Origin of the sequence: Methylobacterium sp. J-092 (assembly GCF_022829325.1) — a bacterium.
Taxonomy (GTDB): Bacteria; Pseudomonadota; Alphaproteobacteria; order Rhizobiales; family Beijerinckiaceae; genus Methylobacterium.
In genome coordinates this window covers 21,293-45,034 of sequence record NZ_JAKSXU010000077.1, presented here as the reverse complement: position 1 = coordinate 45,034, position 23,742 = coordinate 21,293, and the positions used below count along the sequence as shown (strand labels likewise).

Genomic DNA, 23,742 nt, shown 5'->3' with positions numbered 1-23,742 from the left:
GCGCTTCAGGCGAAGTGCTTGGACAGCTTCAGCCCTTGCGCCTGATAGTTCGAGCCGGCGCCGGCGCCGTAGAGCATCAGCGGCACCGCCTCCATGCGCTCGTAGACGAGCCGGCCGACGATCTGGCCGTCCTCGAGCAGGAACGGCACGTCGCGGGAGCGGACCTCCAGCACCGCGCGCGCGCCGGTGCCGCCGGCGCCGGCATAGCCGAAGCCGGGATCGAAGAAGCCGGCGTAATGCACCCGGAACTCGCCGACGAGCGGGTCGAACGGCACCATCTCGGCGGCGTGGTCGGGCGGCACCTGCACCGATTCCTTCGAGGCCAGGATGTAGAACTGGCCGGGATCGAGGATCAGCGACCCGGACCCGTCGGCCGGCAGCGGCTCCCAGAACTCGGCCGCCGCGTGGCGCCCCGGCGCGTCGACGTCCACGAGGCCGGTATGGCGCTTGGCCCGGTAGCCGATCAGCCCGTCGAACCCGGCGAGATCGACCGAGACGGCGACGCCCCCCTGGAAGGACGGCGCCGCCGCGGTCACCAGCGGCGCGCGCGCGTGCAGCGCGACCAGCTCGTCGTCGCGCAGCCGCACGATGCCGCGTCGGAAGCGGATCTGCGACAGGCGCGAGCCGGTGCGGACCAGGACCGGGAAGGTGCGCGGCGAGATCTCGGCGTAGAGCGGCCCGCGATAGCCGGCCCCGACCTGGTCGAACGCTTCCGCCCGGTCGGTGATGACGCGGGTGAACACGTCGATCCGCCCGGTGGAGCTCTTGGGGTTGGCCGCCGCCGCGAGGTCCTCGGGCAGCGCCAGGGATTCCTGCAGCTCGGCGATGTAGACGCAGCCGGTCTCCAGGACCGCGCCGGGCCGCAGGTCGATCTCGTGGAACGCCAGCCGCTCGACGCAGGCCGAGACCGCCCGCGCCGCGCCCGGCAGGAAGCTGGTGCGCACGCGCCAAGCCCGCGCCCCGAGGCGCAGGTCGAGGCTCGCCGGCTGGATCTGGTCGGCGGCGAAGGCCGAGGCCGGCAGGATGCCGCCCGCCCGCGCCAGGGCGGCGATGCCCTCGCCCGACAGGATGCCGTCGCGCGGGGCGCCCTGCCCCGTGGCGGTGCCTGCCGCGACCGAAGGGCCGGTCTCGACCGAAGGGCTCGGCGTCGTGCTCATGTCTCTCGCGCGTCCCGTCCGGCCGTCACCATCGGCCGTTTTCGAGCAAAGCGCCTAACGTCGGCTTAAGGGGGGGCGGACCGAGGTCGCGCGCGCCTCCGCCGGGAGGGCGGCGGGCTCGTCGCCGGGCAGGGCGAGGACGATCCGGATCAGGGCGAGCCGGGCCAGGGCGCCGATCGCGACCAGGCCGGCGAGCGCGCTCGCCAGCACCGGGACCGCGCGCGGAAACACGAGCAGCGCGGCCGCGCCGGCGACGAGGCCGACCGTGCCGCCGACGCCGAGCACCAGCGAGGGCAGGCCGGCGAGCCGCGGATCGGGTCCCGCCCGGCCGGCGATGACGGCCGCCGCGATCCGCCCGGTCCCGTCGAGGATCAGCGCGGCCGCGAGCGCCGCCGCGGGCAGGAGGTTGGCGGCCGGATCGCGCCACGCGGAAAAACCCGCAAGGGCGAGCAGCGTCGCCCAGGCCGCCACGTGGGCGAGCGCCGCCGCCGAGAGCCGAACGTCCCCCCCGCGCCGAAGCGACCTCAGATGGCACACCCACGCTTCGACCATGCCGGCCCCGTTCCTGCCGCCCGCCGCGACGTACTCCGCCGCAATTGACGGGAATTCTTCCGGCAACTACCACGTTGAATGACGCATCGAAAAGCGGCTTCGAGCCGTCTAGACCCGAGCTAGACCGAACTCGAGCGCCGCTGAAGAGGGCAATTAGGGACGATGTACAAGGCCGAGACGCGCGGAATCAGCGTGACCGTCAATCCGCGCTTCGTCGAGGAGGAATCCTCGCCGGGAGAGAGCCGGTACTTCTTCGCCTACACCGTCGAGATCGTGAACAACGGCGCCGAGCAGGTGCAGCTCCGCTCCCGCCATTGGCGCATCATCGACGGGCGCGGCGAGTGCCAGGAGGTGCGCGGCGCCGGCGTCGTCGGCAAGCAGCCGGTGCTGGAGCCGGGCGAGTCGTTCTGCTACACCAGCGGCTGCCCGCTCACCACGCCGGACGGGCTGATGGCGGGGAGCTACACCATGGCCACGGTCGCGGGCGAGAGCTTCGAGGCCGAGATCCCGGCCTTCTCGCTCGACAGCCCGCATATCCGCCGCAGCCTGCACTGATTCGAGCCGGGCAGGCCGGCGGCCCGCCCAGGACACCAAGCGATGCCCGGTTCCGGCGAGCGGCTGACCCCGCTCGACATCCTCGCCCACCTCGTCGGCTTCGACACCGAAAGCTCGAAGCCGAATCTCGACCTGATCGACTGGGTCGCCGCCTATCTCGACGGCTGGGGCGTCCCCTACCTCCGCATCCCGAACGCGGCCGGCGACCGTGCCGCGCTCTTCGCCACGATCGGGCCGCAGGTCGACGGCGGCGTCGTGCTGTCGGGGCACACCGACGTCGTCCCGGTCGCGGGACAGGCCTGGACCGCCGACCCGTTCACCCTGCGCGTCGCCGACGGCCGGGCCTACGGCCGCGGCGCGGTCGACATGAAGGGGTTCTGCGCCACCGCCCTGGCGCTGGTGCCGGACTGCCTCGCGGCCGGCCTCAAGCGCCCGATCCACATCCTGCTCTCCTACGACGAGGAGACCACCTGCCTCGGCGTGATGGACGCGATCGCCCGCTTCGGCGTCGACCTGCCGCGGCCGGGCGCGGTGATCGTCGGCGAGCCGACCGACCTCGAGGTCGCCGATGCGCACAAGAGCATCGTCACCTTCCACACCACGGTGCACGGCCACGAGGCACATTCGGCCAAGCCGATGCTCGGGGCCAACGCCGTGATGGCGGCCTGCGACCTCGTCTCCGGGCTGAACGCCATCGCCGACCGGATGATCGCCCGGGGCGACGCGTCGGGCCGGTTCGATCCGCCCAGCACCACCGTGCATGTCGGCACGATCCACGGCGGCACCGCCCGCAACATCCTGCCCAAGGAATGCGCCTTCCACTGGGAGTTCCGCGGCCTGCCCGACCTCGACATGGCCGAGATCCCGCGCCTGTTCCAGGCCAAGGCCGAGGCGGTGACCCGCGAGCGCCTGAACCGCTACGGCGCGTTCGGCCGGATCGAGACCGTCGAGGAGATCGCGATCCCCGGCCTGCTGCCGGAGCCCGGCTCCGAGGCCGAGCGGCTGGCGCTGCGGCTGGCCAACCGCAACCGCACCGTGTCGATGCCCTACGCCACCGAGGCCGGGCGCTTCCAGCAGGCGGGCATCCCGACCGTGGTCTGCGGGCCGGGCTCGATCGACCAGGCCCACCAGCCGGACGAGTTCATCACGCTGGCCGCGCTCGGCCAGGGCGAGGCGTTCCTCCGCCGCTTGATCGAGGCCTGCGCCGCATGAACGAGACCGTCCCCGACAGGGTCAAGCTCCGCCCGCTGGAGCGCGAGGACCTGATGTTCGTGCATCAGCTCAACAACAACGACAGCATCATGCGCTACTGGTTCGAGGAGGCCTACGAGTCCTTCGCCGAGCTGGCGCAGCTCTACGAGCGCAACATCCACAACCAGACCGAGCGGCGCTTCATCATCGCGACGCTGAACGGGCATCCGGCCGGCCTCGTCGAGCTCGTGGAGATCAACCACCTGCACCGGCGCTGCGAGTTCCAGATCGCGATCCATCCGGGCTTCCAGGGCCGGGGCTTCGCCCGCCAGGCGACGCGGATCGCGATGGACTACGCCTTCAGCGTGCTCAACATCCACAAGCTCTACCTGCACGTGGACAAGGACAACGCCCGCGCCGTGCGGATCTACGAGAGCTGCGGCTTCCGCCCCGAGGGCATCCTGCGGGACGAGTTCTTCATGAACGGCCGCTACCGCGATGCCGTGCGGATGTGCCTGTTCCAGCCGGAATACCTCGCCGGCCGCCATGCCGTCGACATCGCCGAGCCGGTGCTCAAGAGCTGACCGGCGCGGCGGGTCGGGGAGGCGCCGTCGCCGGCCCCTCCCCGTTCGCACGACTGGACCGATCAATTGCGACCGGCGCCGCCCCCGTCGCGGCCGTTGCGGGTGGCGGCACCCGCGCCGCCGCGCTCGGGCGAGCCGCCGGTCATGCCGGCATCGCGCCCGCTCCTGACGCCACCGTTGGCGCCACCCCTGTCCTCGCTCTTGCCGCCGCCCATCGTCTCCGAAGCGTTGCGGATGCCGCCCCTGTCCGGGCCGCCGCGCGCATCCTGGCCCCGACGCAGGTCGGCGTTGCGCTCGGATCCCCGGTCGGCGCCCGTGTTGCGCTCGTCGGCGTTGCGCCGGTCGGCATTGCGGAAGCCGCGATCGTCGCGGGTCTCGGTCCGGGTGGAGCGGGTCCGCACGTCCGTGCGATCCTGCCCGCGGAAGCCGACGTCGACGCTGCCGCCGCGACGCTCGGTCGTGGTCACGCTGAGGCGACGGTACTCGGGCGATCCGTACAGCACCCGCTGCCCGCGGATGGTGACGTAGCGCTCGCGCGGACCGGTCTCGCGGACCGTGACGAGGCGACGGTATTCCGGCGATCCGTACAGCACGCGGTGGCCGCGGATGGTGACGTAGCGGACCCGCGGGCCGCCCCGGCGCTCGACCGTGACGAGGCGGCGATACTCCGGCGAGCCGTACACCACGCGCTGGCCGCCGACGACCACGAACCGGCCCTCGCGCCGGAAGCCGCCGCCGACCCGCTCAGACCGGAAGTCGGTGCGGGTCTCGCGCCGCTCGCTGCGCGCCTCGCGCCCCCTCCGCTCCGCCCGGTCGCGGCTCTCGTGCATCCCGTCACGGTTGCCGCCGCGGCCCTCGGCCCGATCCGCGCCGCGCCGGTCGTCGCGGCCGGCGGCCTGACGATCGGCTCCTCCACGATCGGCTCCTCCACGATCGGCGCCCTGGCGATCGGACCGCCCGGCCTGCAGGCCGCTCTCGCGGCCGCCGGTTCCGTTCCCCGCGGTCGTGTTCCGGGCCTCGCCCCGCGTGTCCGACATCCGGCCGCCGGACGACGCGCCCGATGCGCGGTCGCTGCCCGGCCGTCCGCCGGTCGCGTCCGTCGAACCTGTATTCGCGCGGCCCGGCCCGGCGCCGGCCGCGTTTCCGGCCGCGCCCTGGGCGTAGACCGACGTGCTGAGCAGCAGGGCTGCGAGCCCGATGGCGATCCTTTTCATGATGCTTCCTCCGACGTTCTTGGAAGCATCGAAACGCCGAAGGTTCGAAAACCGTTTCACACCTCGAAACTGATTTTTATGAACCGAAGTTCAGTCTATCGCTCGATCAAGCTTGGCCGTCGTCGCGTCGGCGCGGCGTTCTATTGCTTCGGCGTGCCGCCCACCTCCGCCTCGACCTCCGCCGGGTCGAGGTCGTAGCGGCGCGAGCAGAACTCGCAGGTGATGACGACGCGGCCGTCGTCGGCCACCATCTCGCGGCGCTCCTCGGGCGAGAACGAGCGGATCATGCCCATCACCCGCTCGCGCGAGCAGCGGCACTGCTCGTGCACCGCTTGCGCCTCGAACACCCGCACGCCGCGCTCGTGGAACAGCCGGTAGAGCAGCCGCTCGCTCGAGACCGCCGGGTCGACGAGCTCGTGGTCCTCGACCGTGCCGACCAGGGCGCGCGCCTCGACCCAGGCGTCGTCCTCTTGGGTGCCGTTCTCGTCGAGGTGGACGCGGCCCTCCGGGATGTCGCCCGGCGGCAGGTCGGCCAGGCGGGCCCGGTCGATCGACTGCGGCAGGAACTGGACCAGCAGCCCGCCGGCGCGCCAGCGGCTCTGCCCGTCCTCGAAGGCTTCGGCCACGGCGAGGCGCACCTGCGTCGGGATCTGCTCGGACTGGCGGAAATACTGGTGCGCCGCCTCCTCCAGGCTCTGTCCCTCCAGCGCGACGACGCCCTGGTAGCGGCTCGCCGCCGAGCCCTGGTCGATGGTCATGGCCAGGTGCCCCTGCCCGATCAACTCGGCGGCCTTGTGCGGACCGGTGCCCAGAGCCGCGATCGCCTCCGCCTCGAAGCGGGCGGTGGCGCGCAGGCGGTCGGGCGCCTCGAAGTCGACGACGATCATCCCGACCGGGCCGTCGGTCTTGGTCTGGAGCTGGAACCGGCCCTCGAACTTCAGGGACGAGCCGAGGAGCACGGTGAGCGCCGCCGCCTCGCCGAGCAGGCGCGCCACCGCATCCGGGTAGCCGTGCCGCCGCAGGATCGTGTCGACGGACGGCCCGAGCCGGACGACGCGCCCGCGCACGTCGAGCGCCTCGACGGAGAACGGCAGCACGCAGTCGTCGGCGCCGTCGTGACCGTTGCCTTCGTTGATCGGGGTGGTGTCGTGTCCGGCGGTCATGGTGCTCAATTCGATCCTGGAAGCAATTGGCCTGGAAACGTTCGGCTTGGAAGCGTTCGGGTCGTCATCGTCTGTCTGTCAGCGCGCCGATCGGCAGGAACAGGGTGCGCGAGTTGTCTGGGAACGCGAGGAATTCCGCCCGGCTGCGGTAGAATGTCAGCGCCTGGTCGTCGAGCGCGTGGATCAGGACGGCGCCGATGCCGATCACCTCGGCGGCATTGGCGATCCGGCGCAGTGCATCGGCCAGGAGGTCGGCACCGAGCCCACGCCCGGCCCAACGCCGATCCAAGGCCAGCCGACCCAGAATCGAGACCGGGATCGGCTCCGGCGCGTTGCGTCGAATCCGTCCCGGAGCATCCGCCCGGGCGACCGTTCCCGCGGAGATGCAGTAATAACCCACCACCGTGCCGTCCGCACAGATCACATAGGTCCGGGCGAACCGGCCCTCGCTGCGGCGTGCTTGCCGCTTCAGCCAATCGTCGAGCACCGGCTTGCCGCACGAGAACCCATCGAGGCCGTGCTCCGAACCCAGCGGAACCGGCGGGCCGATCATCGCTCCCAGGCCGGCTTCCTCTCCATGAGCGCGCTCAGCCTCGGTCTCGCAACCGGCGGCGCGTCGAGGGCCGCGACGAACGCGGCATGCCGCGCGTCGTCCAGGGCGAACAGGCGCTGATCGAGCAGCACGTCGATGGCGTGATGACGCGCGGTGTCGATCATGAACTCGGTCCGCGTCTTGCCGAGCACCGATGCGGCGTCATCGATCAGGTCCCGCGTCTCGGCCTCGACGCGCAGGTTGATCGTCGTCCCGCGCCGCACCGGGACGTTGCTCCGCCCATCGATGCTCACGGCGACAGCCTCTCACAACCGGGTCGGGATCGGTATCTCACGCCGTGAACGTATACACGATGTTCATACGGTCAAGGCCCGCGGACCTCACGGGTCCTGCGTCCGAACGGCCTCGGCGATCCGTCTGCTCAGAGCCCGTTCGCCCGCAGGCACCACGCCAAAATGCCCTTCTGGGCGTGGAGGCGGTTCTCCGCCTCGTCGAACACCACCGATTGCGGGCCGTCCATCACCTCGGCGGTGACCTCCTCGCCGCGATGGGCCGGCAGGCAGTGCATGAACACCGCGTCCTTGGCGGCGGCGCGCATCAGCTCGGCGTTCACCTGGTAGGGGTTGAGCAGGTTGTGGCGGTGGCTCTCGTCCTCGTCGCCCATCGAGACCCAGCAATCGGTCACGACCGCGTCGGCTCCCTCGACGGCGGCGAACGCGTCGGTGGTGACGTTGACGCGGGCGCCCTCGGCGCGCGCCCAGGCCATCAGCGCGGGCGGGGGCGCCAGCTCGGGCGGGCAGGCGACGTTGAGGGTGAAGTCGAAGCGCGCGGCCGCGTGCGCCCAGCTCGTCAGCACGTTGTTGGCGTCGCCCGACCACGCCACCGTGCGGCCCTTGATCGGCCCGCGATGCTCCTCGAAGGTCAGCACGTCGGCCATGATCTGGCACGGATGCGACAGCTTGGTCAGTGCGTTGATCACCGGCACCGTGGCGTTCTCGGCCAGCTCGAGCATCAGCGCGTGATCGAGGATGCGGATCATGATCGCGTCGACGAAGCGGGAGAGCACCTGCGCGGTGTCGCCGATGGTCTCGCCGCGGCCGAGCTGCATCTCGGAGCCGGTCAGCATCAGCGTCTCGCCGCCGAGCTCGCGCATCGCCACGTCGAACGAGACGCGGGTGCGGGTCGAGGGCCGGTCGAACACCATCGCGAGGTTCTTGCCGGCGAGCGGGCGCTCCACGGCGATCTCGCCCTTGCGGCGGCGCGCCTTGATCGCGGCGGCCGCGTCGAGCACCCGGCGCAGGTCGGCGCCGGAGAAGTCCGACAGGTCGAGGAAGTGGCGGGGCGCGCTCGCGCCGGCCGTCTGGCCGCTGCTCTGGCCGTTCGCTGGGGCAGTCATCTCAACACATCATGTCCGGGTTCGGTCGGCGGTTCCGCCTTCGGGAGCCGAGGAAGGATCACTCGGCGGCGCCGCGCATCGCGCCGTCGAACGCGGCGGCGGTGGCTTCGAGGCGCGCGACGGCCTCGGTCACGTCGGCCTCGGTGACGATCAGCGGCGGCAGCAGGCGCACCACGTTGTCGCCCGCCGGGATCACCAGCAGGTGCTCGGCCCGCGCGGCGGCCGCGAACGCGGTGTTGGGCACGCCGAGCTTGAGCCCGAGCATCAGGCCGTCGCCGCGGATCGCCGTGACGACGTGGGGATAGCGGTCGCGAAGGGCCCCGAGCTTCTGCGTCAGAACCCGCGCGACCTGCCGGACGTGATCGAGGAAACCGTCGGCCAGCACCACGTCGAGCACGGCGTTGCCGACCGCCATCGCGAGCGGGTTGCCACCGAAGGTGGTGCCGTGGCTGCCGGCGACCATGCCGCGGGCGGCCTCGTGCGTCGCCAGGCACACGCCCATCGGGAAGCCGCCGCCGATGCCCTTGGCCGCGCTCATGATGTCCGGGGCGATGCCCGACCACTCGTGGGCGAACAGCCGCCCGGTGCGGCCGACGCCGGTCTGGACCTCGTCCATGATCAGCATCAGGCCGTGCTCGTCGCAGAGCTCGCGCAGGCCCCGCAGGCATTGCGGCGGCACCGGCCGGACGCCGCCCTCCCCCTGGATCGGCTCGATCATCACGGCCGCCGTCTCGGGGCCGATCGCGGCGCGCAGCGCGGCATGGTCGCCGAAGGGCACCTGGTCGAACCCGTCGACCTTCGGGCCGAAGCCCTCGATGTACTTCTGCTGGCCGCCGGCGGCCAGCGTCGCCAGCGTGCGCCCGTGGAACGCGCCCTCGAAAGTGACGATGCGGTAGCGCTCGGGGTGGCCGCCCGCGGCATGGTACTTCCGCGCCATCTTGATCGCGGCCTCGTTGGCCTCGGCGCCCGAGTTGCAGAAGAAGGCGACGTCGGCGAAGCTCGCGTCGACGAGGCGCTGCCCGAAGCGCTCGCCGTCGGGAATCTCGAACAGGTTCGAGGTGTGCCAGAGCTTCTGCGCCTGGGTGGTCAGGGCCTCGACGAGGTGCGGGTGGGCGTGGCCCAGCGCGTTCACCGCGATGCCGGCGCCGAAATCGAGGTATCGCTCGCCCCCGCGCGCCACCAGCCATGCGCCCTCGCCACGCTCGAAGGCGATGGGGGCCCGGGCATAGGTCGGCAGAAGGGCGGATGTCACGATCCCGTCTCCGTGTCGGCGTGCCGGGCGACGACCCAGCGTTGAAGGCTGCGTGCAGGACGAGTGCCCTGCGTGCAAAAACGAAAGTGCCGCCTCGTCACCGGGGCGGCACGCGCGCGATTACTATGAAACGAGGCCGCGCTGTCAATGATGGGGCCGGCCTTCGTGCCGGACATGCCTGCAAAACAGGCGTCGTTTGCCGGCTTGCCTACGACATGCCTCGCACGGGCCGCTTGCGCGGCAGGTGCTGCCCGTGCTCCTGAACCCGCGCATCGCCAACGACGAACCAGAGGATTCGCCTCATGAGCACGGTCAAGGAACGCCTCGAGAGCCTCGGGCTCGCCCTGCCGAAGGCGGCGGCCCCGGTCGCGAACTACGTGCCGTTCGTGCGGACCGGCAACCTCGTGGTGATCTCGGGCCAGATCTGCTTCGGGGCGGACGGCAAGCTCGGGCCGGCGCATGTCGGCAAGCTCGGCGCCGAGGTCTCGGCGGAGGACGGCATCGCCGCGGCCAAGCTCTGCGCGCTCAACGTGCTGGCCCAGGTCGAGGCGGCGGTGGGCGACCTCGAGCGCGGGGTGGTGCAATGCGTCCGCCTCGGGGGCTTCATCAACTGCGTGCCGAGCTTCGCCGGTCTCGCCGGCATCATGAACGGCGCCTCCGACCTGATGGTCGCGGTGCTGGGCGACCGCGGCCGCCATGCCCGCTCCACGGTCGGCGTCGCCGAGCTGCCGCTGGACGCCGCCGTCGAGGTCGAGGCGATGTTCGAGGTGCGGTGATGGGCCGGCCCGCCGGGATCTCCTGGCTCGTCGCGCGGCCGATCGCCCATCGCGGCCTGCACGACCGCGCGGCGGGCCGCCCCGAGAATACGGTCGCCGCCGCCCGCGCGGCGATCGCCGGCGGCTACGCCATCGAGTGCGACGTGCAGATCAGCGCCGACGGCGAGGCGATGGTGTTCCACGATGCGGCGCTGGGGCGGCTGACGGGCGTCGCCGACCCCGTCGCCGCGATGCGGGGCGCCGACCTCGCTCGCCTGACGGTCGCGGGCACGGCGGAGACCATCCCGACGCTGCCGGCCTTCCTGTCGGAGATCGCCGGGCGGACGCCGCTCGTGGTCGAGATCAAGTCGTCCTATTCCGGCGACCTCACCCTGACCCGCCGGGTCGCGGACATCCTGTGCGAATACGCCGGGCCGGTGGCCGTGAAATCCTTCGACCCGCAGGTGGTCGCGGCGCTGCGCGGGCTGGTGCCCGAGACGATCCCGCGCGGCATCGTCGGCGAGACGAACCAGGACGACCCGGCCTATGCCGGCCTCACCGATTCGGCGCGGCGCCGGCTCTCGGACCTGCTGCACATCGCGGAGACGCGGCCCGGCTTCGTGTCCTGGCGGGTCGACGACCTGCCCTGCGCCGCGACGCATCTCGCCCGCGTGCTCGGCCATCTCCCGGTGATGGCCTGGACGGTGCGCAACCCGGACCAGCGCCGGCTCGCCGAGATGTATGCCGACCAGATGGTGTTCGAGGGGTTTTCGGCCTGATCCGTTCGGTCACGGCAGGGTTCGATCAGGGCAAGGCTCGATCAGGGCAAGGCTCGATCAGGGAAGGGGAAGCAGCCCATCGAGGAAGGCGGCGACCTCACGGCGGTTCCAGGATGCGCCGTTCGTCCAGAAGTCCAGCAGGGCGACGTGGTTGGGTCGCACCCACGCGATGACCTTCGGGGCCGCGGCCCGTGACACGATCGGCGGCAGGAAATCGTCACGGACGCTCGGATTCGGTCCGATCGAGACGATGAGGCACGGTAACGTCCGCCCTGCACGGTCGGGATACCACTTCACCTGGGGGCCGTGCGAGCCGAGGGCCGTCGACACGAAGATCGTGCCCGGCACATGCGGGTCCGCCTCGTCGAGGTTCGACATCTCGATCGGATGATCATCGATGAAATCATCCGGCGGCGTCCGCCTTCGGAAGGCGAGCGGGTGGCTGAGGCGCATTGGCTCGACTCTCAGGGGACCGTCGATTCCCATGCGGACCGTTGGAAGGTGGCGAGCGGCTTGGCAAGACCGGAAGACGGCGATGCCCCACGCTGCGACGGCAGGATGCACGCCTCCGCCTTGTCCCCCCTGTCCGGCGGGCTAGATTGTCGTGCATGGAAAAACCGGGTGCTCCGCACGAGCCTGCGACCTCCGAGACCGTGCTCAAGGTCCGCGCGCTCGCCGGCCTGAAGGAGATCGGGGCCGCGGCCTGGGACGCCTGCGCCACGTCGGCCGAGACGCTGGGCTCGGGCGACGAGACCCACAACCCCTTCGTCAGCCACGCCTTCCTCTCGGCGCTCGAGGATTCGGGCTGCGTCTCGCGCCGGACCGGGTGGCTGCCGTTGCACGTCTCGGTGGAGCGCGACGACACGCTGCTCGGGGTCGTGCCGTGCTACCTGAAATCCCACAGCCAGGGCGAATACATCTTCGACCACGGCTGGGCTGACGCCTTCGAGCGCGCCGGCGGGAGCTACTACCCGAAGCTGCAGGTGAGCGTGCCGTTCACCCCCGTCACCGGCCCGCGTTTCCTGATCGCGCCCGGCGCCGACCCGGAGACCGCGACGGCCGCCCTGGTCGCCGGCCTGCGGGCGCTGCGGTCCGAGACCAAGGCCTCCTCGATCCACGTCACCTTCATGCAGGAGCCGGAATGGGAGCGGGCGGGCGCCGCCGGCTTCCTCCAGCGCACCGACCAGCAGTTTCACTGGGAGAACGCCGGCTACGCGGGCTTCGACGACTTCCTCGCGGCGCTCGCCTCGCGCAAGCGCAAGAGCATCAAGCGCGAGCGGCGCGACGCGCTGTCGCCCGGCATCACGGTCGAGCACCTGACCGGGGCCGACCTCACCGAGGCGCATTGGGACGCGTTCTACGAATTCTACACCGACACCGGCGCGCGCAAATGGGGCCGGCCCTACCTCAACCGGCGCTTCTTCTCGCTCCTGTCCGAGCGGATGCCCGAGCGCGTGCTTCTCATCATGGCCAAGCGCGAGGGCCGCTACGTCGCCGGCGCGATCAACCTGATCGGCGACACGGCGCTCTACGGCCGGAACTGGGGCTGCATCGAGGAGCACCCGTTCCTGCATTTCGAGGTCTGCTACTATCAGGCGATCGACTTCGCGATCGCGCGCGGCCTGAAGCGGGTCGAGGCCGGGGCGCAGGGCGAGCACAAGCTCGCCCGCGGCTACCGGCCGGTGCTGATGCACTCCGCGCACGACATCGCCGACCCGTCGTTGCGCCGCGCGGTGGCCGACTACTTGCAGCGCGAGCGCGCCCATGTCGAAGCCATGGTCGACGAGCTCGACACCCTGACGCCGTTCCGACGGCCCAGCCCGGAAGAGTCCTGACGCCCATGAGCCCGATCGATCGCATCACGACCTACGCCGACGCGTTGACCGCGCTCCGCCGCGACCTGCACGCCCATCCCGAGATCGGGTTCGAGGAGGTGCGCACCTCGGGCATCGTCGCCGACCTGCTCGAGGGCTTCGGCATCGAGGTCCATCGCAACGTCGGCGGCACCGGCGTCGTCGGCATCCTGAAGGGCCGCAGCGACAACGGCCGCCGCATCGGCCTGCGCGCCGACATGGACGCGCTGCCGATCGCGGAGGAGACCAACCTCCCCTATCGCTCGACCATCCCCGGCAAGATGCACGCCTGCGGGCACGACGGCCACACCACCATGCTCGTCGGCGCCGCCCGGTACCTCGCCGAGACCCGCGACTTCGACGGCACGGCGGTGTTCGTGTTCCAGCCGGCGGAAGAGGGGCTGGGCGGCGCCCGCGCCATGCTCGCCGACGGGCTGTTCGAGCGCTTTCCCTGCGACGAGATCTACGGCCTGCACAACCAGCCGAGCGGCCCGCACGGCATGATCAAGCTGCGCCCCGGCCCGATCATGGCGGCGGCCGACTTCTTCGACATCCACGTGAAGGGTCGCGGCATCCACGCGGCGCAGCCGCACAGCGGCATCGACCCGATCGTCGTCGGCACGGCGCTGGCGCAGGCGCTGCAGTCGATCGTCTCGCGCAACGCCGACCCGCTCAAGTCGATCGTGCTGTCGATCACCCAGTTCAACGCCGGCTCGGCCTACAACGTCATCCCCGACACCGCGCACATGGCCGGCACGATCCGCACCTTCGACCGCGACCTGCGCAAGCTCAGCCACGACCGGATGCGGGAGCTCGCCAAGGGCTACGCTGCGGCCTACGGCGCCGAGATCACGGTCGACATCCAGGACAAGTTCTCGGTGCTGGAGAACGCACCCGACCAGACCCAGGCCGCGATCGACACCGCGACCGAGCTGTTCGGGCCCGAGCGGGTCGACCTCAATTCCAGCCCGAAGATGGGCAGCGAGGACTTCGCCGACATGGCGATGGCGGTGCCCGGCGCCTATGCCTGGATCGGCGCCTCGACCGGAGCCGGGCTGCACAACCCGGGCTACAATTTCGACGACACGATCATCCCGATCGGGTCCGCGTACCTGGCCCGCCTCGTCGAGCGGCGGACGGCGGCCCGATGACGCTGTTCGACTTCGCGCCGAAGGGCGCCGACGGCGCTCCGCATCCCCTCGCGCAGTACCGCGGCAAGGTCGTGCTCGTCGTCAACACCGCCTCGAAATGCGGGTTCACCCCGCAATACGAGGGGCTGGAGGCCTTGTGGAAGAAGCACCGCGCGGCCGGGCTCGTGGTGCTGGGGTTCCCCTGCAACCAGTTCGGCGCGCAGGAGCCGGGAAACGCCACCGAGATCGCCCAGTTCTGCAGCCTGACCTACGACGTGAGCTTCCCGCTGCTGGCGAAGGTCGAGGTCAACGGGGCGGGCGCCGACCCGGTCTACCGGCATCTCAAGAGCGAGAAGCCCGGCCTCCTCGGCACGGCCGGCATCAAGTGGAACTTCACGAAATTCCTCGTCGGCCGCGACGGCCGGGTGATCGGCCGCTATCTGCCGACCGCCAAGCCCGCGTCGCTCGAGCGCGACATCGCGGCCGCTCTCGCCGCCTGAGATGTCGGCGCGCCGCGAACGGTCTCGGCCGTTTGCGGCGGGCGTCAGCCGTCCCGGAAGGTTCTCTCGAAGGGTGGCGCGCGCTTTGCCGCCGTGTTCCCTTGATCGCCGGCATATGGCGCTCGATGGATCGTGAGGCGGCGGGGTCATGAGAGATTCGTCCACCGACGCGGGGCTCGACCGGATCGACCTGAAGATCCTGCGCCTGCTGCAGGCGGACGGGCGGATGGGCAACGCCGAGATCGCCAAGCGCGTGAGCACCAGCGCGGCGACCTGCCATCGTCGGACGCAGCGGCTGTTCGCGGAGGGCTACGTCAAGGCGGTCCGCGCCCAGGTGGCGCCGGACAAGGTCGGCCTCGGCGCGCTGGTGATCGTCGGCGTGGTGCTCGACCGCTCGACGCCGGAGAGCTTCGCGGCCTTCGAGGCGGCGGCCCGCGCCATGCCGACCGTGCTCGACTGCCACCTGGTGGCGGGCGATTTCGACTACTTCCTCAAGATCCGGGTGCGCGACATGGCGGATTTCAACCGCCTGCACAGCAGCACGCTGATCGCGCTGCCCGGCGTGCGCCAGACGCGGACGTTCTTCGTGATGAAGGAGGTCGTCGACAACGCGCCGCTGGCCCTGTGACGCGGAGCGCCGCATGCGGTCGGGCCGGGGCCTATGAGCGTGGGCCTCCCCTGCCCGCGACCGGGCCGGACCTCCGCTCGCCGGCGGGGTGCGGGGCGCCCGAGGTCAGGCGTCCGTTGCGGCGATGCGCCGTGCGGGGCGGCTGACGTACCGGGATCCGGCGAGCAGGAAACGCCAGGGCGTCTCGGCGCCGCGCGTGATGCCGATGCGTCGGTCGACGACGACGGGCACCGGCCGGCCCCGAGGCGCGAAGCGGAACGGCGGGCCCGCGAGGGAACGACCATCGAGCGCATCGGTGACGCCCAGCGCCTGGCACAGGCGGCCGGGCCCCGCGCACAACAGTCGCGGTTCCGCCGTGGCGCGGCGCGCCTGCATCGCCGCGATGCCCTGCGTGGGCTCGATGGCGCGCAGCAGCACCGCGCTGCCGGGCTCGCACACGAGGTTGAGGCACCAGTGCAGGCCGTAGGAGCGATAGACGTAGGCGTGGCCGGGCGGCCCGAACATGCTGGCATTGCGCTTCGTCGGCCCCCGGAAGCTGTGGGACGCCGGATCGGCGCGGTCGTAGGCCTCGGTCTCGACGACGAGGCCGCCGACCGCCTCGACGAAGAGTCGCGCGCCGATCAGATCCTGCGCGACGGCGGCCGCGGGGCGGTCGAAGAAAGCCTCGAGCATCGACGCGCAATCCTCTGGGGAGCCGCGACGCGCCCGCTGTCGCGGGACACCCCGGCGTCTCGCTCGTCGTCGCCGAGCCGCGATCCGGACCCGACCCCGCCGATCGAGGGGATCCGCGGAGGACCCGCACGCGGCCGTTCATGGTCTGCCGCCTCCGGCCGGTCCCGGCCGGGGGCGCGCGGTCAGGCCGCCGACATCGGCATCCCGGATTCCGGGTGGAACGAGGTGAAGCGATCCTGCGCGTCGAGCGGCACGTCCAGGGTGCAGCGAAGCCCCGAGCGGTCGAACTCGAGCTGCACCGTCCCGCCGAGCTCATGGCCGATGCCGCCGTTGATCAGCCGCGTGCCGTAGCCGCGCCGCTGCGGCGCGACGACCGGCGGGCCGCCGCTCTCGCGCCAGTCCAGCACGAGCCGGCGCGTGCCGCCCTCCGCGGTCGCGGTCCGCCACGCGATGTCGACGCGTCCGGTCCCGCCGGACAGGGCGCCGTACTTGGCGGCGTTCGTGGTCAGCTCGTGCAGCGCCATGCCGAGCGCCAGCACGTAGCGCGGCGGAAGGTCGACCTCGGGGCCGTCGAGCCGGAAGCGGTCGGCCTGGCCCTCGCTGAACGGCGCCAGCTCGTTCTCCAGCACCGTCCGGAGCGGGGCGCCCGCCCAGTCGTCGCGCGAGAGCAGGTCGTGGGTCTTCGACAGGGCGATGATGCGCCCCTCCAGCCGCTCGCCGGTCTCGTCGGTGCGGCGCGACTGGCGGGCGAGCGACTGCACCGTGGTGAGGGTGTTGCGGACCCGGTGGTTGAGCTCGTGCAGCATCATCGTCTGCCGTTCCTGCAGGAGATGGCTGCGCGCGATCTCCGAGCGCAGCTCACCCTCGTGCTTCTGCAGCGAGATCGCCATGGCGTCGAACGCCTCGCCGAGCTGCCCGAACTCGGACGGGCCGGACAGGCTCGACCGCGCGCCGAGGTCCCCGAGCCGCCAGGCGGACGCGGCCTGCAGCAGGCGGCGCACCGGACGGCGGATGAAGGCGCGCCCCGCCAGCAGCGCCGCGATGAGGGCGCCGAGGGCGCCGAGGACGATGAGGATGACGCCGCGCTGCGTCGCCGCGTCGATGTCGGCGAAGGCGGCCGCGGGCGAAAGGCCGACCGCGACGGTCACGCCTTCGAGGTCGTCCGGCGTGACGGCCGCGATTCCGGTGATCCGCATCGTCCCGCGCAGGCCCGCCAGGTCGATCACCTTGCCGCGGTTCTCCGAGAGCGCCGACCAGAACGGCTGCGGCAGCGGCTTGCCGACCCATGCGGCGTGGTCGGGCAGGCGGAGCAGGATGACGCCGTCCCGATCCGCGACGATCAGCGCGGCGTCGGGAGGCAGCCCGGCCCGGGCCTGGTGTCCGGCGAGGTGGTCCAGGTCGATGCTGGCCACCACGACGCCGGTCGGCCGGCCGCCGGCTCCCGGGATGGCCTGGGCGAACTGCCAGGTCGGCTTGCGGGTGATCCGCCCCGTCACGAAGCCGCCGACCGCGAAGCCGCCCGTGCGCATCGCGTCCCGGAAGTAGCCGCGGTCGGCCAGGGTGTAGGCGCCGCGCGGGGAGCCGAGGGTGTTGCAGACGATGGTGCCGTCGGCATCCGCCACCCCGAAGAAGAACGCGCCCGGGACCTTCCCGAGCAGGGTCCTGAGATAGGCCGTGCAGGTGTCGGGGTCCTTGCCCTGGATCTCCGGGACCTCGGCCAGGATGCCGAGAACCTGCCGGGTGCCGCGCCCGAACTGGCCGAGGTCGGCGGCGACGCTGCGGGCGGCGCGCATCGCCTCGTCGCGCACGGCCTCGCCCCGCGCGGCGCGCAACGCGAACTCGTTGTAGCCCTGGATCGCGAGGGCGGGCACGAGCGCGAGCGTGACGAGGCCGACGATGCGTTTGGTCAGCGACATGACGGGATCGGCCGAGCGCTCGGGCTGCGCGCGATGGGCATCGCGGCGCGGTGACCGCACAGATAGGCCGGCCGGCCGCCGCGCCAAGGCGCGATGCACGCGCGGGCCGCGCCCGCCCGCACCTCAGGCCGCGGCGGCATCGGGGATCTCCTGCATCGACGCGAGGGGGGCCTCCAGCCGGCAGACGAGGCCCGTCCGCGCGTAGGTGAGCGTGACCTCGCCGCCGACCTCGGCGGCGAAGCTGCGCTCGATCAGGCGCGATCCGAAGCCGCGGCGCGCCGGCTGGGCCAGGATCGGCGGGCCGCCCTGCTCGGACCAGACCAGGGAGAACCGCGGGGCGTCGCCGGCATGGGCCACGTGCCAGCGCAGGTCGACGACGCCCGCGTCGTTCGAGAGCGCGCCGTACTTGGCGGCGTTGGTGGCGAGCTCGTGCAGGGACAGGGCGAGCGACAGGGCGGGCTTGGCCGCCAGGAGCACGTTGGGCCCGCTGGTGCGCAGGCGCGCGGCCATCGCCCCGAGATGCACGTTCAGAGCCCCGTCCACGACGTCCCCGATCGGGGCGGCCGTCCAGCTCGCGGCGGTCAGGATGTCGTGCGCGCGGCCGAGCGAGATCAGCCGGGCGGCGAACGCCTCCCGCATCTCGTTGACGTCGGTCGAGCCGCGCAGGGTCTGGCTGGCGATGGCCTGCACCAGGGCGAGGGTGTTCTTGACCCGGTGCTGCAGCTCGCCGGTCAGCAGGCGCTGGTGCTCCTCGGCCTTCCGGCGCTCGGAGATGTCGAGCATGGCGCCGATCATCCGAACCGCCCGGCCGGTCGCGTCGCGGATGACGTAACCCCGGTCGAGGACGTAGGCGTAGGAGCCGTCCGCGCGCAGGAAGCGATACTCGTCGGTCCAGGCCGTGCCGGTGCCGTCGATGATCGCGTGGATGGCGGCGTCGACGCGCCCGCGGTCCTCGGGATGGATCTGCCCGATCCACCAATCCCCCGTCGGGTCGACGGCGTCCGGGGCGTGGCCGTAGGCGGCCTGGAGCGCCTCGTTCCACAGCACGTGATTGCTGGCGAGGTCCCAATCCCAGATCGCGTCGTTGGTGGCGCGCGATGCCAGCCGATAGCGCTCCTCGGTCTCGCGCAGGACCTGCTCGGCCCGCCGCGCGACGGTGATGTCGCGCGCCGTCCCGATGAGCCGCAGGGGCCGCCCGTCCTCGAACAGGGTCTGCCCCTTGGCGGACACCCAGCGCTCGATGCCGTCCTCCGGCGCCACGGTGCGGTAGGTGATGTCGTAGGTCCCGTCGCCCGCCGGATCGATCGCGGCGCCGACCGCCGCGTCCGCCGCGGCGCGGTCGTCCGGGTGCAGGCGGGCGAGGTAGACGTCGAGGTTCACCGCGGCATCGGGACCGAGGCCGAAGAAGGAGCGCGTGCGGGCATCCCACTTCAGGACGTCGGCGACGAGGTCGTAGTCGAAGATCCCGGTTCCCGTCGCCTCGACGGCGAGGCGCAGCTGCTCGCGCGCGCGGCGCAGGTCCTCCTCCACCTGGCGGCGGTCGTGGATGTCGCTGGTGCTGCCGAGCCAGCCCACGACCGATCCGGCGCCGTCCCGCATCGGCTCGGCCCGGATCAGGAACCAGCGATAGGCGCCGTCGGCCCGACGCAGCCGCGCCTCCGTGTCGTAGACGGTCTCGCGGGTGCGCGCCGCCTCCCACGTCTCCAACAGCCCCGGCCGGTCGTCGGGATGGATCGCTTCGGCCCACCCGAGCGGCAGCGCGTGCTCCGCCGTCTGCCCGGTATAGGCGTACCAGCGGTCGTTCAGGTAGCTGAGGCTGCCGTCGGGATTGCCGAACCAGATCACGGTCGGCGCGAGCTGGGTCAGGGTCTGGAAGCGCGCCTCGGCGACCTTGCGCTCGTGGATGTCGAGCGAGGTGCCGATCCAGCTGCGCACGGTCCCGTCCGCATCGCGGATCGGGCGTGCGCGGGACAGGAACCAGCGGTACATCCCGTCGGCCCGCCGCAGCAGGAACTCCACCTCGTAGTCCCGGCCGTCGCGGGAGGCGGCGAGCCAGGCGCGACGGGTCGCGTCGCGGTGGTCGGGGTGGATCACGCCCATCCAGCTCGTCTCCCCGGTCTCGTTGGCGGGCAGTCCGGTATAGGCGTACCAGTAGGCGTTGCAGTAGGTGACGTTGCCGTCGATGTCGCCGAACCAGACCACCTGAGGGCTGACCTCGACGAGGGAGCGGTAGCGCAGCTCGCTCGCCTCCAGCGCCGCACCGGCGTCGCGTTCCCGGGTCCGGTCGCGCAGGATCTTGAGGAAGCCGACGGTTCGCCCGTCGTCCGACCGGAGGGGCATCATCTTGCCCGAGGCCCAGAACCGGCTGCCGTCCTTGCGCACGTGCCAGCGCTCGTCGGGCGCGCTGCCGTTCTTTTCCGCGAGCCGCATCTCGATCTCCGGCCGCCCGCTCGCGCGATCGTCCGGCGTGAAGAACGCATCCACCGCCCGGCCCAGCATCTCGGCTTGGGTCCAGCCGAGGGTGCGCTCGGCGCCCGTGTTCCAGCGGGTCACGCGGCCCGCCGCGTCGGTCGCGACGATGGCGTAGTCCGTGGCGCCGTCGACGATGCGCTCGTGCAGGAGGCGCTGCTCCTCCTGCGCCCGCAGCGACCGGCGCAGCTCCATCTGCGCCATGGTCTGGCGCGCGAGGCGGGCGAGGCCCTTGCGCTGGCGCTCGGTCAGCTGGTGCGGCTTGGTATCGAGGACGCAGACCGTGCCGATGGGATGGCCGTCGGCGGTCTTGAGCAGGGCGCCGGCGTAGAAGCGCAGGCCCGGGTCCCCGACGACGAGCGGGTTGTCCTCGAAGCGCGGGTCGTGGCGCGCGTCGGGGACGTAGAGGAAGTCCTCCTGCAGGATCGCCTGCCGGCAGAACGAGCTCTCCAGCGGCGTTTCGCGGACGCCGAGCCCGACCTCGGCCTTGAAGAACTGGCGCCCGTCGCCGATCAGGTTGACGACCCCGATCGGCACCTCGCACAGCTCGGCGGCCGCTTCCGCGATCTCGTCGAAATCCTGCTCGCGCGGCGTATCGAGCATGCGATAGCGATCGAGGGCGCCGAGACGCGCGGCCTCCGTCTCGCGGGCGGGGGGACGATTCATGTCACCGATTTTATCTGGAACGGTCTGGTCGGTCTCTCAGAGTCGGTGCGCGGCGGCGGAAATATGACCGCTCGCCTGTCGTTCCGACCGGTGGGCGATCGCCGAGCGCCGCCGCTCGACGCTCCGAACTCGCACGCCCGCTCGGCCGCGTCGCACGGTCTTTTCGGTAAATCCGCCCCGAAAGCCGACGCGCCGGTCGGGGCGGCCGCCCACCCGGCCTGAGACGGCCCGGCATCTCGATACGGGACAGCCGGGCATGGTCCGATCCTACGCGCGCTTAAATCCGATCGCGGTATCCCGCATCCGGGCCGCGTCGCGTTTCGGCCCAGGCTGGTGAGATCCGGGGTTCCCCCGCCCCGTGAGCGGATCGGGGCGGGGCCGAACCGAGGGCGGCCGGCGTTCCAGGGCCGAGGCGGCCCGGTCGAGGACGCGGCATCTCGCCCGGTCGGGCAACTTCCGCGAGTCGCCCCACGTTTGAGGGCATGACCCAGCAACCTCCGCTTCGGTTCGACCCCTCCTTCGAGACCGTCCCGGCGGACGAGGACGAGATCCAGCGGGGCCTGACCGAGGCCATGCTCTCGATCCAGCGGAAGACGCATGCCGACACCGGCTACGCCCACCGGGCCGTCCACGCCAAGGCGCACGGCTACCTGAAGGCACGGTTCGAGGTCCTGCCCGGCCTTCCGCCGGCCCTCGCCCAGGGCCTGTTCGCGGCGCTGGCCAGCTACGAGGCGATCCTGCGGTTCAGCACCACGCCGGGCGACATCCTCGACGACCGGGTCTCCACCCCGCGGGGGGCCGCCCTCAAGGTCCTGGGCGTTCCCGGCCCGCGCCTGCCGGGCAGCGAGGGCGAGACCACCCAGAACTACGTGCTCGGCAACTCGCCCGCGTTCCAGATCGGCACCGCCGAGGGCTTCCTGCGGCAGCTCAGGCCGCTGGCCGCGACCACCGGGCGTGCCGAGCCCCTCAAGCGGGCGGTATCGGCCGTGACGCGCACCGCGGAGGCCGCGCTCGAGATGGTCGGGGGCAAGTCCGCCACGCTGACCACCCTGGCCGGCCAGGCGAAGACCCATCTTCTGGGCGACAGCTTCTTCTCCCAGGCCGCGCTCCTGCATGGCGCGTATTTCGGCAAGGTGGCGCTTTCGCCGGTCTCCTCCGACCTCGTCGCCCTGTCGGAGCGGCCCCTCGACCTCGCCGGCCGTCCCGACGGGATCCGCGAGGCCGTCCGGGACTTCTTCCGCACCTGCCCGGCCGTCTGGGAGCTGCGGGTGCAGCTGGCGACGGACATCGAGGCGATGCCGGTCGAGGACGCCGCGGCGATGTGGTCCGAGGACGAGAGCCCCTATCGCCCCGTCGCCCGCATCACCGCCGCGCCGCAGGACACGTGGTCGGACGCGATGCGCGCCGCCGTCGAGGACCGCCTGGCCTTCAATCCGTGGACCGGCCTGGCCGCGCACCGGCCGCTCGGCTCGATCATGCGAGCCCGGCGCCCGGCCTACGCCGCCGCCCGCGAATACCGGTCCCGCGGCAACCGGGTCGAGATCGCCGAGCCGACGGCCTTTCCCGTCGCCTGAGGCCTCGTCCTCCGCCGGCCGGTCACGCCAACGGCACGGAACGCCGGCTCAGGCGGCGAGCGCCCCGGGATGATCCGCCGCGATTCACCGCCCGCGCCCGCCGCCCTTGGCGGCATACAGCGCGCGGTCGGCCCGGTTCAGGACCTCCTGCGGATCGGCCCCGACCTCCGGCGCATGGGCGATGCCGACGGAGATCCCGATCTCCGCGCTGCCGCCGGACAGCCGGTAGGGGCGGCCGACCTCCGCGACGATCCGAGACGCCAGGGCGCGCGCCCGTTCGGGCGTCGCGTCGACCTCCAGCAGCACGGCGAATTCGTCGCCGCCGAGACGATAGGCGCTCGCTTGCCCTTCGATGGCCTGGCGAAGGCGGTCGGCGACCCGAGCCAAGAGCGTATCGCCGGCGGCGTGGCCCATCGTGTCGTTCACGGACTTGAAGCGATCGAGGTCGAGGTAGAGCACCGCGCAGGGCTCGCCCGTGCCGCCCGGCCGGCGGCAGGCGCGATCGAGCTGCGTGCCGAAGCTGGCGCGGTTCGGCAGGCCGGTCAGGCCGTCATGCGCCGCGGTCCAGGCGACGGCGCGCCGTGCCAGGATCTTGTCGATGACGGTGCCCTCCAGGTGCAGGCAGGCTTCGGCGTAGGCCACCAGCATCAGGATCAGGAACCAGCCTCCGAACCAGCAGCCGAATTCCGGCCGCCGGGTCAGGGCGACGATGCAGGCGATCAGCATGATGTGGGCGGTCGTCACCGGGATCCACGGGATCACGGAGGAGCGGGTCGCCGCGCCGACGCAGAAGCTGAGGATGATGCCGAAGAACAGGATGAAGAAGTCCAGGCGGTCGATCGCTGCGGCGCGCAGCGCGAGCAGGGCGAGGCAGATCCCGGTGCCGACCATCATCGCGCCGAAGGTCCGGCCGCAGGCCCGCGCGACGCGAAACGTCATGTCCTGCGTCCGCGTGCGCTTGAACCGCCGGATCGAGGCGACGCGGCAGAGGGTGGCGGCGGATGCGAGCGCGCCCAGCGCCGCCTCGACGAGGCCGCCGGTCGCGAGCGCGAAGGCGAGGCTGGCCGCCGACACGGTGATCGCGAGGATCGCCACCTGCGGCAGGGACGAGTACAGCAGGAAGACGAGCTCGGTCTGCACGTCGTCGGGCAGGTCCTGGCGGCTCGTGAGTCTGCGTGTCATG

Annotated in this window: 23 protein-coding genes; 10 read left to right on the top strand and 13 right to left on the bottom strand. The window is 72.0% G+C overall.

Annotated elements, in window-relative coordinates:
• Positions 1-5: 5 nt before the first annotated feature.
• Together MKK60_RS09170 and MKK60_RS09165 are read right to left on the bottom strand one after the other, a co-directional pair.
• Positions 6-1,157 carry a 2'-deoxycytidine 5'-triphosphate deaminase gene (locus MKK60_RS09170; protein ID WP_243935043.1) on the bottom strand — a complete coding sequence of 384 codons (1,152 nt, stop codon included), beginning with the start codon at positions 1,155-1,157 and terminating at the stop codon, positions 6-8.
• A gap of 54 nt (positions 1,158-1,211) precedes the next feature.
• Positions 1,212-1,709: a hypothetical protein gene (locus MKK60_RS09165; RefSeq protein ID WP_243935045.1), complete on the bottom strand. Its 498-nt coding sequence runs from the start codon at positions 1,707-1,709 to the stop codon at positions 1,212-1,214.
• 162 nt (positions 1,710-1,871) lie between these two features.
• Here MKK60_RS09165 and apaG point away from each other — a divergent pair, with 162 nt between their 5' ends.
• The 3 genes from apaG to speG are packed head-to-tail and all read left to right on the top strand — an operon-like array spanning position 1,872 to position 4,039.
• Positions 1,872-2,264, top strand: coding sequence for a Co2+/Mg2+ efflux protein ApaG (apaG, locus tag MKK60_RS09160; protein ID WP_147729503.1), 393 nt, complete (start codon positions 1,872-1,874; stop codon positions 2,262-2,264).
• Between the two features lie 42 nt (positions 2,265-2,306).
• The gene (gene argE, locus MKK60_RS09155) at positions 2,307-3,476 is read left to right on the top strand and encodes an acetylornithine deacetylase (RefSeq protein WP_243985213.1); all 1,170 of its coding nucleotides are present in this window, start codon (positions 2,307-2,309) and stop codon (positions 3,474-3,476) included.
• Positions 3,473-4,039: a spermidine N1-acetyltransferase gene (gene speG / locus MKK60_RS09150; protein ID WP_147844564.1), complete on the top strand. Its 567-nt coding sequence runs from the start codon at positions 3,473-3,475 to the stop codon at positions 4,037-4,039. The genes argE and speG overlap by 4 nt, the downstream gene beginning before the upstream one ends.
• Before the next feature lie 62 nt (positions 4,040-4,101).
• Here the strand turns inward: speG and MKK60_RS09145 are convergent, their stop codons facing one another.
• From MKK60_RS09145 to MKK60_RS09120, 6 genes are all read right to left on the bottom strand, one after another.
• Positions 4,102-5,253, bottom strand: coding sequence for a hypothetical protein (locus tag MKK60_RS09145; protein ID WP_243985211.1), 1,152 nt, complete (start codon positions 5,251-5,253; stop codon positions 4,102-4,104).
• A 140-nt stretch (positions 5,254-5,393) separates the two neighbouring features.
• Positions 5,394-6,416, bottom strand: a complete 1,023-nt coding sequence (locus MKK60_RS09140) for an Hsp33 family molecular chaperone (RefSeq protein WP_147727009.1) — start codon at positions 6,414-6,416, stop codon at positions 5,394-5,396.
• Positions 6,417-6,480: 64 nt separating this feature from the next.
• A complete protein-coding gene (locus MKK60_RS09135; protein ID WP_243985209.1) occupies positions 6,481-6,969 on the bottom strand; it encodes a GNAT family N-acetyltransferase in 489 nt (162 codons plus the stop codon).
• Positions 6,966-7,262: a DUF1778 domain-containing protein gene (locus MKK60_RS09130; RefSeq protein WP_243985207.1), complete on the bottom strand. Its 297-nt coding sequence runs from the start codon at positions 7,260-7,262 to the stop codon at positions 6,966-6,968. Before MKK60_RS09130 ends, MKK60_RS09135 begins: the two co-directional genes overlap by 4 nt.
• A 128-nt stretch (positions 7,263-7,390) precedes the next feature.
• The gene (argF, locus tag MKK60_RS09125; RefSeq protein ID WP_243985205.1) at positions 7,391-8,365 is read right to left on the bottom strand and encodes an ornithine carbamoyltransferase; all 975 of its coding nucleotides are present in this window, start codon (positions 8,363-8,365) and stop codon (positions 7,391-7,393) included.
• A 58-nt stretch (positions 8,366-8,423) separates the two neighbouring features.
• On the bottom strand, positions 8,424-9,617 hold the full coding sequence (locus MKK60_RS09120) for an aspartate aminotransferase family protein (protein ID WP_147842066.1): 1,194 nt from the start codon (positions 9,615-9,617) through the stop codon (positions 8,424-8,426).
• Positions 9,618-9,919: 302 nt separating this feature from the next.
• On the opposite strand from MKK60_RS09120, the gene MKK60_RS09115 reads away from it, so the two are divergent.
• Positions 9,920-10,393: a RidA family protein gene (locus MKK60_RS09115; protein ID WP_147858746.1), complete on the top strand. Its 474-nt coding sequence runs from the start codon at positions 9,920-9,922 to the stop codon at positions 10,391-10,393.
• Positions 10,393-11,151: a glycerophosphodiester phosphodiesterase family protein gene (locus tag MKK60_RS09110; RefSeq protein ID WP_243985202.1), complete on the top strand. Its 759-nt coding sequence runs from the start codon at positions 10,393-10,395 to the stop codon at positions 11,149-11,151. Before MKK60_RS09115 ends, MKK60_RS09110 begins: the two co-directional genes overlap by 1 nt.
• 57 nt (positions 11,152-11,208) lie before the next feature.
• Here the strand turns inward: MKK60_RS09110 and MKK60_RS09105 are convergent, their stop codons facing one another.
• On the bottom strand, positions 11,209-11,637 hold the full coding sequence (locus MKK60_RS09105; RefSeq protein WP_243985200.1) for a hypothetical protein: 429 nt from the start codon (positions 11,635-11,637) through the stop codon (positions 11,209-11,211).
• A 122-nt stretch (positions 11,638-11,759) separates the two neighbouring features.
• On the opposite strand from MKK60_RS09105, the gene MKK60_RS09100 reads away from it, so the two are divergent.
• From MKK60_RS09100 to MKK60_RS09085, 4 genes are all read left to right on the top strand, one after another.
• Positions 11,760-12,986 carry a GNAT family N-acetyltransferase gene (locus MKK60_RS09100; RefSeq protein ID WP_243936067.1) on the top strand — a complete coding sequence of 409 codons (1,227 nt, stop codon included), beginning with the start codon at positions 11,760-11,762 and terminating at the stop codon, positions 12,984-12,986.
• A gap of 5 nt (positions 12,987-12,991) precedes the next feature.
• Positions 12,992-14,155, top strand: a complete 1,164-nt coding sequence (locus MKK60_RS09095; RefSeq protein WP_147727000.1) for a M20 aminoacylase family protein — start codon at positions 12,992-12,994, stop codon at positions 14,153-14,155.
• Positions 14,152-14,634, top strand: a complete 483-nt coding sequence (locus tag MKK60_RS09090) for a glutathione peroxidase (protein ID WP_243985198.1) — start codon at positions 14,152-14,154, stop codon at positions 14,632-14,634. Before MKK60_RS09095 ends, MKK60_RS09090 begins: the two co-directional genes overlap by 4 nt.
• A gap of 148 nt (positions 14,635-14,782) precedes the next feature.
• The gene (locus MKK60_RS09085) at positions 14,783-15,262 is read left to right on the top strand and encodes an Lrp/AsnC family transcriptional regulator (RefSeq protein WP_147842072.1); all 480 of its coding nucleotides are present in this window, start codon (positions 14,783-14,785) and stop codon (positions 15,260-15,262) included.
• Between the two features lie 105 nt (positions 15,263-15,367).
• On the opposite strand, the gene MKK60_RS09080 is transcribed toward MKK60_RS09085, so the two are convergent.
• The 3 genes from MKK60_RS09080 to MKK60_RS09070 form a co-directional block, all read right to left on the bottom strand.
• Positions 15,368-15,934: a DNA-3-methyladenine glycosylase gene (locus MKK60_RS09080; RefSeq protein ID WP_147858745.1), complete on the bottom strand. Its 567-nt coding sequence runs from the start codon at positions 15,932-15,934 to the stop codon at positions 15,368-15,370.
• Between the two features lie 182 nt (positions 15,935-16,116).
• The gene (locus tag MKK60_RS09075) at positions 16,117-17,850 is read right to left on the bottom strand and encodes a sensor histidine kinase (RefSeq protein WP_243985196.1); all 1,734 of its coding nucleotides are present in this window, start codon (positions 17,848-17,850) and stop codon (positions 16,117-16,119) included.
• A 123-nt stretch (positions 17,851-17,973) separates the two neighbouring features.
• Entirely contained in the window at positions 17,974-20,985 is a 3,012-nt protein-coding gene (locus MKK60_RS09070; protein ID WP_243985194.1) for a PAS domain S-box protein, read from the bottom strand.
• A 482-nt stretch (positions 20,986-21,467) separates the two neighbouring features.
• Between MKK60_RS09070 and MKK60_RS09065 the strand changes: the two genes are divergently transcribed.
• The gene (locus tag MKK60_RS09065) at positions 21,468-22,559 is read left to right on the top strand and encodes a catalase family protein (RefSeq protein ID WP_243985192.1); all 1,092 of its coding nucleotides are present in this window, start codon (positions 21,468-21,470) and stop codon (positions 22,557-22,559) included.
• A gap of 84 nt (positions 22,560-22,643) precedes the next feature.
• Here the strand turns inward: MKK60_RS09065 and MKK60_RS09060 are convergent, their stop codons facing one another.
• Positions 22,644-23,741, bottom strand: a complete 1,098-nt coding sequence (locus tag MKK60_RS09060; protein ID WP_243985190.1) for a GGDEF domain-containing protein — start codon at positions 23,739-23,741, stop codon at positions 22,644-22,646.
• Position 23,742: the final 1 nt, after the last annotated feature.

Bases quoted from the DNA above. Each gene is read 5' to 3' on its own strand.
- MKK60_RS09170 (WP_243935043.1), bottom strand. From the start codon at position 1,157: ATGAGCACGACGCCGAGCCCTTCGGTCGAGACCGGCCCTTCGGTCGCG.
- MKK60_RS09165 (WP_243935045.1), bottom strand. From the start codon at position 1,709: ATGGTCGAAGCGTGGGTGTGCCATCTGAGGTCGCTTCGGCGCGGGGGG.
- apaG (WP_147729503.1), top strand. From the start codon at position 1,872: ATGTACAAGGCCGAGACGCGCGGAATCAGCGTGACCGTCAATCCGCGC.
- argE (WP_243985213.1), top strand. From the start codon at position 2,307: ATGCCCGGTTCCGGCGAGCGGCTGACCCCGCTCGACATCCTCGCCCAC.
- speG (WP_147844564.1), top strand. From the start codon at position 3,473: ATGAACGAGACCGTCCCCGACAGGGTCAAGCTCCGCCCGCTGGAGCGC.
- MKK60_RS09145 (WP_243985211.1), bottom strand. From the start codon at position 5,253: ATGAAAAGGATCGCCATCGGGCTCGCAGCCCTGCTGCTCAGCACGTCG.
- MKK60_RS09140 (WP_147727009.1), bottom strand. From the start codon at position 6,416: ATGACCGCCGGACACGACACCACCCCGATCAACGAAGGCAACGGTCAC.
- MKK60_RS09135 (WP_243985209.1), bottom strand. From the start codon at position 6,969: ATGATCGGCCCGCCGGTTCCGCTGGGTTCGGAGCACGGCCTCGATGGG.
- argF (WP_243985205.1), bottom strand. From the start codon at position 8,365: ATGACTGCCCCAGCGAACGGCCAGAGCAGCGGCCAGACGGCCGGCGCG.
- MKK60_RS09115 (WP_147858746.1), top strand. From the start codon at position 9,920: ATGAGCACGGTCAAGGAACGCCTCGAGAGCCTCGGGCTCGCCCTGCCG.
- MKK60_RS09110 (WP_243985202.1), top strand. From the start codon at position 10,393: ATGGGCCGGCCCGCCGGGATCTCCTGGCTCGTCGCGCGGCCGATCGCC.
- MKK60_RS09105 (WP_243985200.1), bottom strand. From the start codon at position 11,637: ATGGGAATCGACGGTCCCCTGAGAGTCGAGCCAATGCGCCTCAGCCAC.
- MKK60_RS09100 (WP_243936067.1), top strand. From the start codon at position 11,760: ATGGAAAAACCGGGTGCTCCGCACGAGCCTGCGACCTCCGAGACCGTG.
- MKK60_RS09095 (WP_147727000.1), top strand. From the start codon at position 12,992: ATGAGCCCGATCGATCGCATCACGACCTACGCCGACGCGTTGACCGCG.
- MKK60_RS09090 (WP_243985198.1), top strand. From the start codon at position 14,152: ATGACGCTGTTCGACTTCGCGCCGAAGGGCGCCGACGGCGCTCCGCAT.
- MKK60_RS09085 (WP_147842072.1), top strand. From the start codon at position 14,783: ATGAGAGATTCGTCCACCGACGCGGGGCTCGACCGGATCGACCTGAAG.
- MKK60_RS09080 (WP_147858745.1), bottom strand. From the start codon at position 15,934: ATGCTCGAGGCTTTCTTCGACCGCCCCGCGGCCGCCGTCGCGCAGGAT.
- MKK60_RS09075 (WP_243985196.1), bottom strand. From the start codon at position 17,850: ATGTCGCTGACCAAACGCATCGTCGGCCTCGTCACGCTCGCGCTCGTG.
- MKK60_RS09070 (WP_243985194.1), bottom strand. From the start codon at position 20,985: ATGAATCGTCCCCCCGCCCGCGAGACGGAGGCCGCGCGTCTCGGCGCC.
- MKK60_RS09065 (WP_243985192.1), top strand. From the start codon at position 21,468: ATGACCCAGCAACCTCCGCTTCGGTTCGACCCCTCCTTCGAGACCGTC.
- MKK60_RS09060 (WP_243985190.1), bottom strand. From the start codon at position 23,741: ATGACACGCAGACTCACGAGCCGCCAGGACCTGCCCGACGACGTGCAG.